The sequence below is a fragment of the Citrobacter sp. Cf116 genome, from assembly GCF_030336505.1.
GTDB classification, from domain to species: domain Bacteria; phylum Pseudomonadota; class Gammaproteobacteria; order Enterobacterales; family Enterobacteriaceae; genus Citrobacter; species Citrobacter freundii.
Map to the genome: position 1 here is coordinate 108,622 of NZ_JAOWEQ010000041.1, position 14,375 is coordinate 122,996.

Genomic DNA, 14,375 nt, shown 5'->3' on the forward strand with positions numbered 1-14,375 from the left:
CCGTCGGTTTGCCAAAGTAGCGCCAGCAAACTCAAGGAGTGAACAATGAACAAGCAACGAGGCTTTACGCTTATCGAACTCATGGTGGTGATTGGCATTATTGCCATTCTTAGCGCCATCGGTATTCCGGCATATCAAAACTATCTGCGCAAGGCCGCGCTGACAGACATGCTGCAAACCTTTGTCCCCTATCGCACAGCGGTTGAGCTCTGTGCACTGGAGCATGGAGGAACAGATACCTGCGATGCCGGAACGAATGGTATTCCCACGCCAACAACTACCCGTTACGTCTCAGCCATGAGCATTGAAAAAGGCGTTGTCAGCCTTAGTGGGCAGGAAAGCCTGAACGGGTTAAGCATCACCATGACGCCGGCTTGGGACAATGCCAACGGCATTACCGGTTGGAACCGTAACTGCATCATCCAGAACGACAGCGCATTGCAGCAGGCCTGTGAAGATGTTTTCCGCTTCAATACCCACTAAGGAACAGAGATGAATACCACCCAGCTTACAGCGCTATGCCAACGTTATCAGGGAATATTACTGGATGCAGACAATGAAGTGGTGCATATCGCCGTCGTAGACGCCCCATCACACGAACTGCTGGATGCACTGCATTTTGCCACCACCCGGCGCATCGACATTGTCTGCTGGACACGTCAGCAAATGGAAGGCCACACGCATACACCGCAGAAAATGCTCCCTGCAGTAGTCACAAAAAGCAGCGCCAGCGCAGCAGACTTGCTGAATCAGACGTTTCATTCCGCTCTGGAGAAACGGGCTTCTGATATTCATTTTGAGCCAGCGGAAAATCACTATCGGATCAGATTACGTGTGGATGGAGTACTCCACGCTTTACCGGAAGTCACGACCGAGATGGGCATTGCCATCACCGCGAGGTTAAAAGTATTAGGCAGTCTGGATATTGCCGAGCATCGGCTTCCACAAGACGGACAATTTACCGTTGAGATTTCAGGAGAACCTATCTCGTTTCGCATCGCCACCCTGCCCTGTCGCTACGGCGAAAAAGTCGTGTTGAGGCTACTTCATTAGGTCGAGCAGTCACTGGAGATCGCCGCACTGGGAATGCATGACGCGCAGCTGGCCGCATTTTCGCAAGCCTTACAGCAGCCTCAGGGGCTGATTCTGGTTACCGGGCCTACCGGAAGCGGTAAAACGGTCACACTGTACAGTGCGCTGCAAACCCGAAACACGCCAGATGTTAATCTCTGTAGCGTGGAAGATCCGGTAGAGATCCCGATCACAGGCATCAACCAGACGCAAATTCACCCACGCGCCGGTTTGACTTTTCAGGGAGTCTTACGTGCTCTGTTGCGCCAGGATCCCGACATTATCATGGTGGGTGAAATCCGCGATGGTGAAACAGCAGAAATAGCCCTTAAAGCCGCACAAACCGGTCATCTGGTTCTTTCTACGCTGCATACCAATTCCACCAGTGAAACGCTGGTGCGTCTGCAACAAATGGGGGTTGCACGCTGGATGATCGCCTCCGCGCTGACGCTCGTCATTGCACAGCGATTGGTCAGAAAGTTGTGCCCCCATTGCCGACAACGTCAGAGTACGCCTATCACACTCCCGAAAGCTGTCTGGCCTACACCACTACCGAATTGGCAGGCCCCTGGCTGCAAACATTGTTATCACGGATTTTATGGCCGTACGGCATTGTTTGAAGTACTCCCTGTTACTCCGGCATTACGTCAGAGTATTGCCAGTGACGCCCCCGTAGACGGAGTGGAACCTGATGCTCAGCTATCAGGGAGAACGCTTTTCGAGAATGGCTGTCAGGCCGTCGAGCAAGGATTAACGACATTTGAAGAGCTGATTCGTGTACTGGGCATGCCTCATGTCCGCTAAACAGCTTTGGCGCTGGCAAGGCATTAACAACAAAGGTAAATCGCTGGAAGGTACACTATGGGCCGATACCCGACCGTCATTAATGCTGGCTCTTGAGAAACAACAGATTACGCCGCTACGCATTAAGCGTATGCGTGTCAAAACCTCGCACTGGAGCCGTACAAGAAGTGCCGAAACCATACACCAGTTGGCGACATTGCTAAAAGCAGGGTTAACGCTCTCAGCAGGGCTAGCTCTGCTTGCTGAACAGCATCCCAGCAGTCAATGGCAGGCGCTACTGCGTACGCTGGCTTACGATATGGAACAGGGCATTACCCTCTCCACCTCGCTATCACAATGGCAACACGTTTTTCCGCCCCTTTACCAGGCAATGATCCGCACCGGAGAGCTTACGGGTAAGCTGGACGACTGCTGTTTTGAACTCGCCTACCAGCAAAAGAAACAACAGCAACTTGCTGATAAAGTTAAAAAAGCCCTGCGTTATCCGCTTATCATCATCACAATGGCGGTGTTGGTCGTATTTGCGATGTTGCAGTTTGTACTCCCTGAGTTTGCCGCCATCTACCAGACATTCAACACCCCGCTACCGGCCCTCACTCAGTGGATTATTACCATCGCACACTATAGCAGCCAATGGGGATGGCTGGCGGTAGCACTTGGCCTGGTAGCGGTTGCGGCACATCATTTGATAAATCAGAAACCGTACTGGCTCGTTCTGCGCCAGAAATTGCTGCTCAGCCTCCCGGTCATAGGGCCGATGGTGAGAGGGCAAAAGCTCACGCAGATCTTCACCGTTCTGGCGTTAACGCAAAATGCGGGCATTCCCTTTTTGCAGGGTCTTGAGAGCGTTACCGAAACGCTGGCTAACCCTTTCTGGTCGCAGCGTTTAGCGCTGGTTCAGCACGACATTAGCGCCGGAAAGCCGGTCTGGTTAGCGCTTAAAAATAGCGGTGAATTTAGCCCATTGTGCATACAGCTGGTCCGAACTGGTGAAGCTTCCGGCTCGCTGGATGCAATGCTGCGCAATCTCGCGCATCACCATGGTGAGAAAACCCTGGCTCAAGCTGAGAATTTGGCTGCATTACTTGAGCCTGCGTTGCTGGTCATCACGGGGCTTATCATCGGTACGCTGGTTGTCGCGATGTATTTACCGATTTTCCATTTGGGAGATGCGATGAGCGGAGTGGGATAAATTCAAATGCCGGATGGCGACGTAACGCCATCCGGCATTTCACAGAACGACCTGTTTTACAGGCTATTGAATACGCGGTTCTCTTGTTCCTGTACACGAATAAACGTTGTACGTTTGGTCAGCTCTTTCAGACGGGATGCGCCTACATAGGTGCAAGCAGAACGCAAACCGCCGAGAATATCGCGAGCGGTATTATCAACCGGGCCGCGCAGTGGCAGCTTGACGGTTTTACCTTCTGCAGCGCGGTACTGTGCAACACCACCAACGTGACGCGTCATGGCAGATTCTGAGCTCATACCGTAGAACAGCATGAATTTCTCACCGTTTTCTTCAACAATTTTGCCGCCGCTTTCTTCGTGACCGGCCAACATACCGCCGAGCATAACGAAGTCTGCGCCGCCGCCAAACGCTTTTGCAACGTCACCCGGCATTGTGCAGCCGCCGTCGCTGACAATCATGCCGCCCAGACCGTGGGCTGCATCCGCACATTCAATAACCGCAGAAAGCTGTGGATAGCCAACGCCGGTTTTTACACGCGTGGTGCATACAGAACCTGGGCCAATACCTACTTTGACAATATCAGCACCGGAGAGCACCAGCTCTTCACACATTTCACCGGTGACCACATTGCCCGCACAAATCGTTTTTGTCGGCCATGCTTCACGCGCTTTCGACACAAACTGAACAAAATGCTCTGAGTAGCCATTTGCCACATCAATGCAGATAAAATTCAGCGCTGGGTTGAGCGCCAAAATCTGTTTGGTTTTTTCGAAGTCTGCGTCAGACGTGCCAGTTGAAACCATTACGTGTTTGAGTACATCGGCAGAGCTCTCTGCGATGAAGGCGGCCCAGTCTTCAACAGAATAGTGTTTGTGCACAGCGGTCAGGATGTCGAAGGATGCCAGCGCCGTTGCCATGGCAAACGTCCCGACAGTGTCCATGTTCGCGGCAATAATAGGTACGCCGGACCAGGTCTGACCTGAATGCTTAAAGGTAAATTGACGTTCCAGCTCAACATCGGAACGGCTTTTGAGAGTAGAACGCTTAGGGCGGATAAGAACGTCTTTGAAACCTAACTTCAGATCTTCTTCGATACGCATGTGCGGATTCCTGGGGTTAATGGCGAAAAATCGAAACTCACAACTCCAGTGACGCTATCATACGCACTAATCAATGCCGCGCAAGACTGCGAAATTCTCTTTTTTTACGCTACAATCCCATAAATTTACCTGGCGAATAGTAGGTTAATCCTGCAACAGCCTCGCCTTCGCACGCTTAACTTTTAACTGTTTGATAATCAAACTTAAACTCCAGGATCGGCATCTATGAGGTATACGGTAGCCTTAACCGGCGGCATTGGCAGTGGTAAAAGCACCGTTGCAAATGCGTTCGCTGACCTCGGAATAAACATCATTGATGCAGATATTATTGCGCGCCAGGTGGTTGAACCCGGCACACTTGCTCTTAAGGCGATCGAAGAACATTTTGGTTCCGAGGTTATCGCCGCAGACGGATCGTTGCAGCGGCGCATTTTACGCGAACGCATTTTTTCCGCCCCAGAGGAGAAAAGCTGGCTGAATGCCCTGCTCCATCCGCTTATTCAGCAGGAAACGCAGCGCCAGTTTCAGCAATCGACCTCACCTTACCTGTTATGGGTTGTCCCTTTGCTGGTGGAAAATTCGCTGTATAAAAAAGCCGACCGCGTACTCGTGGTGGATGTCACGCCCGAAACCCAGCTCAGACGCACCATGCAGCGTGATGACGTCACACGTGAGCATGTTGAACAAATTCTTGCTGCCCAGGCAACGCGTGAAGCGCGGCTGGCCGTGGCAGACGATGTTATTGATAATAATGGCGCACCGGAAGCCATCGCCTCGGATGTCGCCCGCCTGCACGCGCTCTATTTGCAATGCGCGTCGCAGTTTGTCTCACAGGAAAAACCGTAATGCACACCCAGGTCCTTTTTGAACACCCTCTCAATGAGAAGATGCGTACATGGCTGCGCATTGAGTTTTTAATCCAACAGCTCTCCGTTAATTTGCCCATTGCTGACCATGCCGGCGCTCTGCATTTTTTCCGCAATATCGGAGATTTACTGGATGTATTTGAACGCGGCGAAGTCCGTACCGAACTCCTCAAAGAACTGGAGCGACAGCAGCGAAAACTCCAGGCCTGGGTCGAAGTTCCCGGCGTCGATCAAAGCAGAATCGACTCTTTGCGCCAGCAGTTAAAAAGTGCAGGCAGCATTCTGATTTCTGCCCCGCGTATTGGACAGACGCTGCGCGAAGATCGTCTGATTGGTCTCGTACGTCAGCGTTTAAGTATTCCAGGCGGGTGCTGCAGTTTCGATCTGCCGACTCTGCATATCTGGTTACACCTGGCGCAATCGTATCGTGACGCGCAAGTTGAAACCTGGCTTGCCAGCCTGAATCCGCTCAATCAAGCGCTGTCGCTGGTGCTGGATTTAATTCGCAACTCAGCGCCGTTTCGTAAGCAAACCAGCCTGAATGGTTTTTATCAGGACAACGGCGAAGATGCAGATCTGCTGCGCTTGCAACTGCCGCTTGATTCGCAGCTTTATCCGCAAATTTCTGGTCATAAGAGCCGTTTTGCCATCCGCTTTATGCCGCTGGATAGCGAGAATGGTCAGGTGCCTGAGCGCCTCGATTTTGAACTGGCGTGCTGTTAAGGAGTCAACATGTCTGAACAAACCATCGTCAACTGCCCAACCTGTGGCAAGCCTGTAGTATGGGCTGAAGTCAGTCCGTTTCGCCCATTCTGCAGCAAGCGCTGCCAGTTAATCGATCTGGGAGAGTGGGCTGCAGAAGAGAAACGCATCCCAAGCTCAGGCGATCTGTCGGAAAGCGACGACTGGAGTGAGGAGCAGAAGTAATTCTGCTAATACGTAGGGCGGGCAAGCGTAGCACCCCCGCCATAATTTGCCGGATGGCGGTGTTGCCTTATCCGGCCTACGAAGACCATTATCCAGTAATCAGCTTTTCAATGACCGGTGCATTCGCCGGCGGGAAATCTTCCGCATTCAGAGCATATTGCGCAATCCACTGCGCCGGTTGCCCCTCTTTTCCCCACGGCTCGCCTTCCCAGCTTTCAACCAGCCAGAACCACAGAGTGATATGCCTGTCCGGAAACTGATACTCCAACTTTTCGAACAACGAGCTTTCAGTCGGCGTAATACCTACTTCTTCCTGTAGCTCGCGAATCAGCGCCTGCTCCGGCGTTTCGCCCGCTTCAATTTTCCCGCCGGGGAACTCCAGCTTATTGGCCATGTGGGCATCAGCCGCACGCTGGGTGATAAAAATTTCATTGTGCTGATTACGAATAATCCCGACGGCGATCTGCAATATTTTCATTTTCATCGTCCATAAAAAAGGCGCAGAAGTCTGCGCCTTTTCAATAAGTTATTTTCTTAGCTCAGACGGCCATGACACTGTTTGTATTTCTTGCCGGAACCGCAAGGACACGGATCGTTACGACCCACTTTACGATCGCCGGTTTGTGCCGCCAGCTCTTCTGCCGCAGCAGAATCATCACCTTTATGGCTCAACTGCTGCATCTGCGCTAAACGCTCAGCTTCTTCGCGACGCTGCTGCTCCATCGCTTCTACTTCTTCAGGCATACGCACCTGAACTTTGCTCAGAGTGCTGATCACTTCGTACTTCAGTGATTCCAGCATTGATGCAAACATAGAGAAGGATTCACGCTTGTATTCCTGCTTCGGATCTTTTTGCGCGTAACCACGCAGGTGGATACCCTGACGCAGGTAATCCATCGCCGCCAGGTGCTCTTTCCACAAAGAGTCGAGCGTTTGCAGCATCACGCCTTTTTCGAAGTGACGCATCATCTCCGCGCCCACAACTTCTTCTTTGCGCTGATAAACTTCTACTGCGTTTGCCAGAATACGTTCGCGCAGCGTTTCTTCGTGCAGCTCAGGTTCTTTATCCAGCCACTCTGAAATCGGCATATCCAGATCGAAGTCGTTTTTCAGGCGCTCCTGCAGACCCGGAATATCCCACATTTCTTCCAGAGACTGCGGCGGAATATAGGCATCAATCGTCGCTTTGAAGACGTCTTCGCGAATGCTGTTAATGGTTTCGCTAACGTCAGTTACGTCCAGCAGTTCGTTACGCTGGGTGTAGATAGCACGACGCTGGTCGTTGGCAACATCATCATATTCCAGCAACTGCTTACGAATATCGAAGTTGCGGCTTTCCACTTTACGCTGCGCGTTAGCAATTGCTTTGGTCACCCATGGGTGTTCAATGGCTTCACCAGGCTTCATACCCAGTTTACGCATCATGCCGGACACGCGGTCAGAGGCAAAAATACGCATCAGCGCATCTTCCATCGACAAATAGAAACGAGAAGAACCCGCATCCCCCTGACGACCCGAACGACCACGCAGCTGGTTATCGATACGACGAGATTCGTGACGCTCAGTACCGATAATATGCAAACCACCAGCAGCTAATACCGCGTCATGGCGAACCTGCCACTCGGCTTTGATCTGCGCGATTTGTTCCGGAGTTGGGTTTTCCAGCTCGGCAACTTCTGCCTGCCAGCTACCGCCCAGCACGATATCGGTACCACGACCCGCCATGTTAGTAGCGATTGTCACGGCAGACGGGTAACCCGCCTGTGCGACGATATCCGCTTCGCTGGCATGGAACTTGGCGTTCAGAACGTTATGTTTGATGCCTGCCTTGGTCAGCTCGTTAGAGACCACTTCAGATTTTTCAATGGAGATAGTACCCACCAGCACCGGCTGGCCATTTGCGGTACGCTCTTTAATATCTTCAATGATCGCCTGAATTTTTTCCGCTTCGGTCATGTACACCAGATCCGGTAAATCCTTACGGATCATCGGACGGTTAGTTGGTACAACTACGGTATCCAGCTTGTAGATGGAGCTAAATTCAAAGGCTTCGGTATCTGCTGTACCGGTCATACCGGCCAGTTTTTCGTACAAACGGAAGTAGTTCTGGAAGGTAATAGATGCCAGCGTCTGGTTCTCGTTCTGGATCTCTACGCCTTCTTTAGCTTCAACTGCCTGGTGCAGACCATCAGACCAGCGACGCCCCTGCATGGTACGGCCGGTGTGTTCATCAACGATGATAACTTCGCCGTCTTTCACGATGTAGTCAACATCGCGGGTAAACAGCACGTGCGCACGCAGTGCGGCAGTCACGTGGTGCATCAGCATAATGTTGCCTGGAGAGTACAGAGACTCGCCCTCATCCATAATGCCTTCGTTAACCAACAACTCTTCAATCAGTACCAGACCACGTTCGGTCAGGTTAACCTGGCGCGCTTTCTCATCAACAGAGAAGTGGCCTTCCCCCTGGAACGTGTCGGAATCTTCCTTCTCCTGACGGATCAAGTGTGGGATGATTTTGTTCACTTTTTTATACATTTCCGAGCTGTCTTCAGCCGGGCCGGAAATGATCAGCGGCGTACGCGCTTCATCGATCAGGATGGAGTCAACTTCATCGACCAGCGCATAGTGCAGTTTACGTTGAACACGCTCTTCCGGACTAAACGCCATGTTGTCGCGCAGGTAGTCAAAGCCGTATTCATTGTTGGTACCGTAAGTAATATCGGCGTTGTAGGCTTCACGCTTGGCTGGCGCTGGCAGGCCAGACATGTTGATACCAACGGTCATGCCGAGGAATTCAAACAGCGGGCGGTTATTTTCGGCATCACGCTGAGCCAGGTAGTCGTTCACGGTAACCACGTGTACGCCCTTCCCGCTTAATGCGTTCAGGTAGGCTGGCAGCGTCGCGGTCAGGGTTTTACCTTCACCAGTACGCATTTCCGCGATGCAGCGATCGTTAAGCACCATACCGCCCAGCAGCTGAACATCGAAGTGGCGCATACCGAACACGCGTTTACTCGCTTCACGCACCACTGCGAACGCTTCCGGGATCAGGCTCTCAACGCTGGCACCTTTTTCCAGACGGGCGCGGAATTCAGCGGTCTTTGCTTTCAGTTCATCATCGGAGAGTTTTTCCATCTCCGGTTCCATTGCGTTGATGACATTGACCACTTTACGCATACGACGCAGCGTACGCTCGTTACGGCTACCGAATACTTTGGTTAATAATTTGATTAGCATAATAAAATCTCAAACGCCCCGCGATGCGGAGTCAAAAATTATAAGTTGGAAGGTTCTTTTTTAGCTGAGGCGTTGAGGACCAGCGCGGATACCCTGCAGCTGGCTGATCCAGACCGGAACGCTAAACGCGGCCTGAGAAGTAAAGTGGGCGTATGTCACGCGACTTACTGTCGCGGGCGGAGTGCCTTCTTGCGTCAGCATCGCGCTGAGCGTATTCAGTAACGCAAGATGGTGCGCCTGGATTGGCAACGGCTCTTCGGCAACAGGCAACGCCTGAGGCGCCATGGCAAAAGAAAGATGGCGGATAACCGTACGAATGGCATGTTGATGCCAGTAATCGACGGTAAAATTTGGGCGGCGATTAGTCGCTTCCAGCAAAGCAAGCTGGCTAAAGTTAACTTTAGCGGATTGATCGTGATTGCTGGCGGTCGCCTTCGCGGGGGTATTGGGTTCAGCAGCATTACCGAGCGCGGGCAGGCCAAAACTCGCCGCGACCATCCCCAACAGGAGATGCGGCCAGAAGTACCGTCTGCCTAACTGTCGCCAACGCGTCAGTATTCCACTCACGTTTTTGCCACCTGATATACCCTGCGTTTGGGGTTACGAATGCAAAACATTTTTTTTGCGCACGAATCTTATCATTAAAGCGTACGCTCCACAGCAGTAATGACAACCGGCCATGGGTAAATATGCTCAAGAAAGCAGCGATCGCACACTATTTTAACCTAGTGGCAGGGAAATATTTGCGTTGGAAAAGGCTGCGTTAATGAGTACATAAAAAAACGACTGGCTCACCTGGCCGGAGAGAGTGCCAGATTTACCAGTCGAATTTATACGACAGCGTATGTCGTTATGCCAGTACGGTCGAAGGTGCTTTGAACGCCAGAGGCAGTTCTGCATCGTCCTGGAAGGTCACATATTCCCAGGCTTCCTGTTTTGCCAGGACCGCCTGCAACAGTTTGTTATTCAATGCATGACCGGATTTATACGCGGTGAATGCACCAATAATGTTGTGACCACACATGAACAAGTCACCAATCGCGTCGAGCATTTTGTGACGAACGAATTCGTCTTCAAAACGCAGACCGTCTTCGTTCAATACGCGATAATCGTCAACAACGATGGCACAATCGAAGCTGCCGCCCAAGGCCAGGCCACGGGACTGCAGATATTCGATATCACGCATGAAGCCGAAAGTACGCGCACGGCTGATCTGGCGCATGAACGCATCTGCAGAGAAGTTCATCGCGTAGCGCTGCGTGCTGGCATCAATCGCCGGATGGTTAAAGTCGATAGTAAAATCCAACGAGAAACCATTAAACGGTTTGAATTCAGCCCACTTATCGCCATCTTCGACACGAACGGTCTCTTTGATGCGAACAAATTTCTTCGCGCTGTTCAGTTCTTCAATACCCGCATCAAGCAGCAGGTATACGAATGGAGCAGCACTACCATCCATGATCGGGATTTCCGGGGCGTTAACTTCAATAACAATGTTATCGATACCTAAGCCCGCCAGAGCAGCATTCAGGTGCTCTACGGTTGAAATCCGCACATCATGCTCATTGACCAGACACGTACAGAGCATGGTATCACGCACAGATTTGGCATCGGCCGGGAAATCTACCGGAGGATTCAAGTCGGTGCGACGATAGATGACCCCGGTGTTGGCCGGCGCAGGGCGTAGCGTCAGCGTGACTTTTTTGCCGGTATGTAAACCGACGCCAGTCGCCTGAACGATACGTTTAAGTGTCCTTTGTTTGATCATCGTATAATCTCGCCAAATTAACTATCCAACCGAAGTGTACTATACATTCGGCGGGCCAGTTTAGCACAAAGAGCGCAGATTCCCAAATTCCAGCTAATTCTTAATCAGCTTGCTTACGCAGGAATGCTGGGATATCCAGATAATCCGGCTCTTTAGTGGTTTGCGGCGTATTGTCGTTAACCACTTTCGCTACCGGCTTCTGTTCTTGCGTCAACGGCGCCATGCCGTGTTGCTGGTAACGATCCATTACCGGCTGCTGTACCTGCTTGTTGGTTACCAGAGTGATTTCAGGACGCTTGTCCATACCAATTCCAGTCGCAACAACGGTCACACGCAGTTCGTCGTTCATATCCGGGTCCAGAGAGGTACCGATTACCACGGTCGCGTTATCCGATGCAAAGGCACGGATGGTGTTACCCACGGTTTCGAACTCATCCAGACGCAGGTCGAAGCCCGCAGTAATGTTGACCAGCACGCCGCGTGCGCCGGACAGATCGATGTCTTCCAGCAGCGGAGAAGAGATAGCCATTTCAGCCGCTTCTTCTGCACGGTCTTCACCGCTCGCCACGCCAGAACCCATCATCGCGTAGCCCATTTCGGACATCACGGTGCGTACGTCTGCAAAGTCGACGTTCATCAGGCCCGGACGAGTAATCAGTTCAGCGATACCCTGAACTGCACCTTTCAGTACGTCGTTCGCTGCGCCAAACGCATCCAGCAGGGAGATACCGCGGCCCAGTACTTTCAGCAGTTTGTCATTCGGAATAGTAATTAGAGAGTCCACATGTTTGGACAGCTCGGTGATACCCTGCTCCGCGAATGCCATACGCTTCTTGCCTTCAAAGTTGAAAGGCTTAGTCACGACAGCAACGGTCAGAATACCTAAATCTTTTGCTACTTCAGCAACCACTGGCGCTGCACCGGTACCGGTACCGCCGCCCATGCCTGCTGCGATAAACACCATGTCTGCCCCGTCAAGCGCTGCACGCAGAGCTTCACGATCTTCGTCTGCCGCATTACGGCCGACTTCCGGGTTCGCACCCGCGCCCAGACCTTTGGTGATGCCGCTACCAATCTGAATGGTCTGTCCAACCGCCGTTTTACGCAACGCCTGAGCGTCGGTATTCACCGCGAAGAATTCAACACCTTCGATGCGCTCACGCACCATGTGTTCAACGGCATTACCGCCACCGCCGCCGACGCCGATGACTTTAATCACCGCGTCATTGGTAAGTTCCATAGGTTCAAACATAGTTTCTCTCTCCGTTGTGCCTGTCGCCTGAGACCGTTAATGTGCGATGGTCTCTTTAAAAATTAAAACTCTTTTCGCAGCCAGCTATTGAGTCGTTTGATCCACGAGCCAACTGATGCCGTTACGCGTTTTTCAACTTCAGCCTCACCACTCAAATGGGATTCTTTTCCGTAGTGAAGCAGCCCCACTGCCGTTGAATAATACGGCTCCTGAGCATAATCCGTCAGACCAGTGATATTCAGCGGCGCGCCAATACGTACTTGCGTATGGAACACGCGCTGTGCGCAGGCCGCCAGACCTTCAATTTGCGCAGCACCACCGGTTAACACAATCCCCGCCGCCAGATGATGTTTCACACCCTGCTGGCGAAGCTGTTCTTGTAATTGCAAAATTTCTTCGTTGACCAGGTTGAGCAGCTCGGTATAACGCGGCTCAATGACTTCTGCCAGGGTCTGACGTTGCAGGCTGCGCGGTGGACGACCACCTACGCTTGGCACTTCAACGCTTTCGTCTTTACCCACGATGGACCCCAGCGCACAGCCATGGCGCACTTTAATGGCTTCAGCATCGCTCGGCGGCGTACCAAAGGCATACGCGATATCACTGGTCACTACATTCCCTGCATAAGGGATAACTTTAGTGTGGCGCAACGCCCCGCCAGTATAAACGGCGATGTCCATTGTACCACCACCAATATCCACCACGCAGACACCCAGCTCACGTTCATCTTCCGTCAACACGGAATAACTGGCTGCCAACCCGGCAAAAATCAGTTGGTCAACTTTCAGACCACAACGTTCAACAGCTTTGACAATGTTCTTCGCCATGTCGTTGTGGCAGGTAATAAGGTGGACTTTTGCCTGCATACGTACGCCGGAAAGACCTACCGGATTTTTAATGCCTTCCTGGTAGTCAATGGCGTATTCCTGCGGAATAACGTGCAGAACACGATGTTCATCGCGAACGCGTACGGATTTTGCCGTATGTACCACGTTTTCCACATCTTCCTGCGTCACTTCCTCTTCGGAAATGGGCACCATACCAATTTCATTTTGACAGCTAATATGTTTACCGGAAAGTGCCAGATACACCGAGGAAATCTGGCAATCTGCCATCAGTTCAGCCTGGTCAATGGCGCGCTGTACGCACTTCACCACTGACTCCAGGTCGTTCACCCCGCCTTTATCCATACCTCGCGATGGGCAACTACCCACGCCAATGATATTGACCATACCGTCGGGCAGAACTTCCCCTACTAAAGCGGCTACCTTCGCGGTGCCAATCTCCAGTCCAACTACCAGTTTTCTGTCCGTCGCCTTGATCATTGTTGTTCTGCCTGTGCCTGATTCTGTTGCTGATTAGATTCCTCAGGAGGCAAGGGAACCCAGCCTACTGCCGCTCCTGAGTCATAACGCAAATCAACGTAGCTAATCCGTTTGCCATCGGTTTGCGCCTGCTGCTGTAAAACCGGGTAGAGTTCCACAAAGCGAGCCAAACGTTTTATCGTATCGCCCCTGCCCAGATTGAGCTTAATATCGTTATTCAGCGTCAACTGCCAGGAACGACGAGCGGTCATCGCCGCTTCCTTCAGGGTGAATCTATCCTTAGCCAGCACCTGCCCCATATCACGGAACCCTTGCAACACTTCACTTGCGCTGCCTTCCGGTCCGTACAACATAGGTAATACCTGCTTATTGGCCCGACCGGTTGGGACGCTGAACGTATTGCCTTCGGCATCCACCATATGCTGGTCATTCCAACGCGCAATGGGCACATATTCAACCAGATGAATCTTCAATTCATCGGGCCATTGCTTTCTGACGCTCGCCTGTTTAATCCAGGGGAGACGTTCAATTTGACTCTGAATGATGTTCACATCCTGAGTCATAAAGGTTCCCGGAGCGCCCAGAGCCAGAATGGACTGACGAATATCGTCATTGCGCGTGTAATGCCGTTCGCCGGTTAACACCAGCTTTGACAATGGCAACCGCTGCGCATCTTCCATCCACCCCAACACTACCCAGCCGCTGACAAACACGGTGCACAGCACTGTCAGCAGGAACAGTATTCCTGCAAGACGCGTTCCATTATTGCGGCGTGAGGAGTTTACTTCTTCTTCATCACCGTTTCGCGTGTTCAGCGCAGCCTGCGACAT

13 protein-coding genes and 1 pseudogene are annotated in these 14,375 nt (G+C 52.0%); 6 read left to right on the forward strand and 8 right to left on the reverse strand.

Going from position 1 to position 14,375, the window contains the following annotated elements; all coding sequences use genetic code 11:
* Positions 1-45: 45 nt before the first annotated feature.
* The 3 genes and pseudogenes from ppdD to hofC all read left to right on the forward strand — a co-directional run bounded on the left by ppdD (position 46) and on the right by hofC (position 3,067).
* Positions 46-483 carry a prepilin peptidase-dependent pilin gene (gene ppdD, locus OGV74_RS21460; protein ID WP_061548357.1) on the forward strand — a complete coding sequence of 146 codons (438 nt, stop codon included), beginning with the start codon at positions 46-48 and terminating at the stop codon, positions 481-483.
* Between the two features lie 9 nt (positions 484-492).
* A pseudogene (gspE, locus tag OGV74_RS21465) lies at positions 493-1,875 on the forward strand (type II secretion system protein GspE).
* Entirely contained in the window at positions 1,865-3,067 is a 1,203-nt protein-coding gene (hofC, locus tag OGV74_RS21470) for a protein transport protein HofC (RefSeq protein ID WP_003845748.1), read from the forward strand. The pseudogene gspE and the gene hofC overlap by 11 nt, the downstream one beginning before the upstream one ends.
* A gap of 56 nt (positions 3,068-3,123) precedes the next feature.
* On the opposite strand, the gene OGV74_RS21475 is transcribed toward hofC, so the two are convergent.
* Positions 3,124-4,167 (reverse strand): GMP reductase, encoded by a 1,044-nt coding sequence (locus OGV74_RS21475; protein ID WP_003829510.1) that lies wholly within the window; start codon positions 4,165-4,167, stop codon positions 3,124-3,126.
* A gap of 225 nt (positions 4,168-4,392) precedes the next feature.
* Between OGV74_RS21475 and coaE the strand changes: the two genes are divergently transcribed.
* From coaE to yacG, 3 genes are read left to right on the forward strand one after another with little or no spacing between them, the layout of a single operon-like run.
* Positions 4,393-5,013, forward strand: a complete 621-nt coding sequence (coaE, locus tag OGV74_RS21480) for a dephospho-CoA kinase (RefSeq protein ID WP_048219707.1) — start codon at positions 4,393-4,395, stop codon at positions 5,011-5,013.
* On the forward strand, positions 5,013-5,756 hold the full coding sequence (zapD, locus tag OGV74_RS21485) for a cell division protein ZapD (RefSeq protein WP_003837445.1): 744 nt from the start codon (positions 5,013-5,015) through the stop codon (positions 5,754-5,756). Before coaE ends, zapD begins: the two co-directional genes overlap by 1 nt.
* 9 nt (positions 5,757-5,765) lie before the next feature.
* Positions 5,766-5,960, forward strand: a complete 195-nt coding sequence (gene yacG, locus OGV74_RS21490; RefSeq protein ID WP_003018740.1) for a DNA gyrase inhibitor YacG — start codon at positions 5,766-5,768, stop codon at positions 5,958-5,960.
* An 88-nt stretch (positions 5,961-6,048) separates the two neighbouring features.
* Here yacG and mutT read toward each other — a convergent pair whose 3' ends face one another.
* The 7 genes from mutT to ftsQ all read right to left on the reverse strand — a co-directional run bounded on the left by mutT (position 6,049) and on the right by ftsQ (position 14,375).
* Positions 6,049-6,438, reverse strand: coding sequence for an 8-oxo-dGTP diphosphatase MutT (gene mutT, locus OGV74_RS21495; RefSeq protein ID WP_071696636.1), 390 nt, complete (start codon positions 6,436-6,438; stop codon positions 6,049-6,051).
* 56 nt (positions 6,439-6,494) lie between these two features.
* On the reverse strand, positions 6,495-9,200 hold the full coding sequence (secA, locus tag OGV74_RS21500; protein ID WP_003018746.1) for a preprotein translocase subunit SecA: 2,706 nt from the start codon (positions 9,198-9,200) through the stop codon (positions 6,495-6,497).
* A gap of 60 nt (positions 9,201-9,260) precedes the next feature.
* Positions 9,261-9,767, reverse strand: a complete 507-nt coding sequence (gene secM, locus OGV74_RS21505; protein WP_003018748.1) for a secA translation cis-regulator SecM — start codon at positions 9,765-9,767, stop codon at positions 9,261-9,263.
* 283 nt (positions 9,768-10,050) lie between these two features.
* Positions 10,051-10,968, reverse strand: coding sequence for a UDP-3-O-acyl-N-acetylglucosamine deacetylase (lpxC, locus tag OGV74_RS21510; protein WP_003018750.1), 918 nt, complete (start codon positions 10,966-10,968; stop codon positions 10,051-10,053).
* A gap of 100 nt (positions 10,969-11,068) precedes the next feature.
* Positions 11,069-12,220, reverse strand: a complete 1,152-nt coding sequence (gene ftsZ, locus OGV74_RS21515) for a cell division protein FtsZ (RefSeq protein ID WP_003018753.1) — start codon at positions 12,218-12,220, stop codon at positions 11,069-11,071.
* Positions 12,221-12,282: 62 nt separating this feature from the next.
* Entirely contained in the window at positions 12,283-13,545 is a 1,263-nt protein-coding gene (ftsA, locus tag OGV74_RS21520) for a cell division protein FtsA (protein WP_003018755.1), read from the reverse strand.
* On the reverse strand, positions 13,542-14,375 hold the full coding sequence (gene ftsQ / locus OGV74_RS21525) for a cell division protein FtsQ (RefSeq protein WP_003018758.1): 834 nt from the start codon (positions 14,373-14,375) through the stop codon (positions 13,542-13,544). The genes ftsA and ftsQ overlap by 4 nt, the downstream gene beginning before the upstream one ends.